Annotated in this window: 4 protein-coding genes; all 4 read left to right on the top strand. The window is 69.7% G+C overall.

The features are described 5' to 3' along the window. Positions 1–263, top strand: a 263-nt coding sequence (locus B8460_RS14035; protein ID WP_241771195.1) for a twin transmembrane helix small protein, incomplete at its 5' end; no start/stop codon positions are given. 157 nt (positions 264–420) lie between these two features. Next, the gene (locus tag B8460_RS14040) at positions 421–1,170 is read left to right on the top strand and encodes an electron transfer flavoprotein subunit beta/FixA family protein (protein WP_048862236.1); all 750 of its coding nucleotides are present in this window, start codon (positions 421–423) and stop codon (positions 1,168–1,170) included. 2 nt (positions 1,171–1,172) lie between these two features. Further along, positions 1,173–2,105 (top strand): electron transfer flavoprotein subunit alpha/FixB family protein, encoded by a 933-nt coding sequence (locus B8460_RS14045; RefSeq protein WP_048862237.1) that lies wholly within the window; start codon positions 1,173–1,175, stop codon positions 2,103–2,105. A gap of 4 nt (positions 2,106–2,109) precedes the next feature. Then, positions 2,110–3,024: a 3-hydroxybutyryl-CoA dehydrogenase gene (locus tag B8460_RS14050; protein WP_199445653.1), complete on the top strand. Its 915-nt coding sequence runs from the start codon at positions 2,110–2,112 to the stop codon at positions 3,022–3,024. Positions 3,025–3,108: the final 84 nt, after the last annotated feature.

A 3,108-nucleotide genomic window follows, 5' to 3' on the forward strand; every position in this document is an offset into this window, starting at 1 on the left:
GCACGGGGCGCCGGGGGGCATGGTGCGGGGCATGGTGCGGAGCGCCGGTTGGCGCCTATGTGTGGGGCATGAAGACGTTTCTCACGGTCCTGATCGCCCTGCTGATGCTCGGCGTGCTCGGCGTCCTGTTCGCGGGCCTGTTCGGGATGGTGCGCGGGTCGGGCGATCCCCGCCGGTCCAACGTCCTGATGCGCTGGCGGGTGGTGCTGCAGGCCGGCGCGCTGGTTCTGTTCGCGATCCTGATGGAGCTGCTGCGCTCGTGACGCGGCGGGGGGCGGGCGGCGGTTTGACACGCCGGGGGGCGCTGCGCATAAGTCCCGGCTGGCGTCCCGCGCGCGCGGATGCCGCCTCCCCGGTGCTCACGCCTGCGCATCCCGTGCGGCCGGGCGCACCTCATCTTCTCAACGGTCCGGTGCTGCGATGAAGATCCTCGTCCCCGTCAAGCGGGTGGTCGATTACAACGTGAAGGTGCGGGTCAAGTCCGACGGCACCGGCGTCGAGACGGCGGGCGTCAAGATGTCGATGAACCCGTTCGACGAGATCGCCGTCGAGGAGGCCGTGCGCCTCAAGGAAAAAGGCGTCGCGACGGAGATCATCGCGGTCTCGATGGGTGTCGCGCAGTGCGGCGAGACGATCCGCACCGCGCTCGCCATGGGCGCCGACCGCGGCATCCTGGTCGAGACGGACGCCGATCTGCAGCCGCTCGCCGTCGCCAAGATGCTGAAGGTCCTGGTCGATCGCGAGCAGCCGACCCTGGTGGTCATGGGCAAGCAGGCGATCGACGACGACATGAACGCAACCGGGCAGATGCTCGCCGCCCTCCTCGGCTGGGCGCAGGGCACGTTCGCGAGCAAGGTCGCGATCGAGGGCGACAAGGCCACCGTGACGCGCGAGATCGACGGCGGGCTCGAGACGGTGGCGCTGAAGCTGCCGGCCGTGGTCACCACCGACCTACGCCTGAACGAGCCGCGGTATGCGTCGCTGCCGAACATCATGAAGGCGCGCAAGAAGCCGATCGAGACGATCAAGCCCGCCGATCTCGGCGTCGATCCGGCGCCGCGTCTGACCGTGATCAAGGTGGCCGAGCCGCCGAAGCGGCAAGCTGGCAAAAAGGTCGGCTCGGTGGCCGAGCTGGTGGCGAAACTCAAGACGGAAGCGAAGGTGATCTGACGATGACGGCACTGGTTCTGCTGGAGCACGACGCCCAGGGCATCAAGCAGCCGTCGCGCAGCGCCGTCGCGGCCGCGCAGAAGCTCGGCGAGGTCCACGCCCTCGTGACCGGCACCGGCGTGCGCGCCGCGGCCGAGGCGGCGGCGAAGCTGCCGGGCATCTCCAAGGTCCTCGTCGCCGACGGCGCCGACTACGCGCACGCGCTGGCCGAGCCGCTCGCCGCCCTGCTCGTCGCGCTCGCCCCGTCCTATGACCACCTGCTCGCCGCCGCGACGGCGGTGGGCAAGAACGTCATGCCGCGCGCGGCGGCGCTGCTCGACAGCCAGCCGATCAGCGACATCGCGGGCGTCGAGGACGCGGACACCTTCATCCGCCCGATCTATGCCGGCAACGCGCTGGCGACGGTGAAGAGCAGCGACGCGAAGAAGGTCATCACCGTCCGCGCCGCGAGCTTCGACCCGGTGGCGCCCGAGGGCGGCAGCGCGGCGATCGCCGACGCGCCCGCCGCGGCCAACCCCGGCACGTCGAGCTTCGTCTCCGCCGAGCTGTCCAAGAGCGAGCGGCCCGAACTGACCGCCGCCCGCGTGGTGATCTCCGGCGGACGCGGCATGCAGGCGGGCGAGAACTTCAAGCTGCTCGACCCAATTGCCGACGCCCTCGGCGCCGCCGTCGGCGCCTCCCGCGCCGCGGTCGATGCGGGGTTCGTCCCGAACGACTACCAGGTCGGCCAGACCGGCAAGATCGTGGCCCCCGACCTCTACATCGCGATCGGCATCTCCGGCGCTATCCAGCATCTGGCCGGGATGAAGGACAGCAAGGTGATCGTCGCGATCAACAAGGACGAGGAGGCGCCGATCTTCCAGGTCGCCGATTACGGCCTCGTCGCTGACCTGTTCACCGCGCTGCCCGAACTCCAGAAGGAGCTCGCGGGCTGATATCATGACGGACGCGGCAGCACCGGCGCCGGGAGAGACCAACGTGGCGATCCAGACGGTCGGCGTGATCGGCGCCGGCCAGATGGGCAACGGCATCGCCCATGTCTGTGCCGTCGCCGGCATCGACGTGCTGCTGACGGACGCCAAGGCCGAGGCGATCGGCCGGGCGATGGCGACGATCGGCCGTAACCTCGACCGGCAGGTGTCCAAGGGCACGCTGACCGCGGAGGCCAAGCAGGCCGCTCTCGGCCGCATCCACGCGACCACCGACTATGCCGATTTCGGCCGCTGCGACCTGGTGATCGAGGCGGCGACCGAGCGCGAGGACATCAAGAAGTCGATCTTCAAGACGGTCACGCCCCACCTCTCCGCCGCCTGCCTGCTTGCCAGCAACACCTCGTCCATCTCGATCACGCGGCTTGCCGCCAGCACCGACCGGCCGGGCCGTTTCATCGGCATGCACTTCATGAACCCGGTGCCGGTGATGAAGCTGGTGGAGATCATCCGCGGCATCGCCACCGAACAGGCGACGTTCGAGGCGGTGCAGGCGCTGGCCGAACGCCTCGGCAAGACCACGGCGGTCGCCGAGGACTTCCCCGCCTTCATCGTCAACCGCATCCTGGTGCCGATGATCAACGAGGCGGTGTACGCGCTGCACGAGGGCGTGGGCAACGTCGCCGGGATCGACACCTCGTTACGCCTGGGCGCCAACCATCCGATGGGGCCGCTGGAACTCGCGGACTTCATCGGCCTCGATACCTGCCTGTCGATCATGCAGGTGCTGTACGAGGGGCTGGGCGACAGCAAGTACCGACCCTGCCCGCTGCTGGTGAAATACGTCGAGGCCGGATGGCTCGGGCGCAAGGCCGGGCGGGGCTTCTACGACTACCGGCAGGACCCGCCGAAACCGTCGCGCTGAATCCGCCCGCAGCACTATTCGACGCGCAGCGCCGCGCGCAGCCCGGCGGCCCCCGCCGGGTCGTCCATCACCGCCAGCCGCGTC

Origin of the sequence: Acidisphaera rubrifaciens HS-AP3 (genome assembly GCF_000964365.1) — a bacterium.
Taxonomy (GTDB): Bacteria; Pseudomonadota; Alphaproteobacteria; order Acetobacterales; family Acetobacteraceae; genus Acidisphaera; species Acidisphaera rubrifaciens.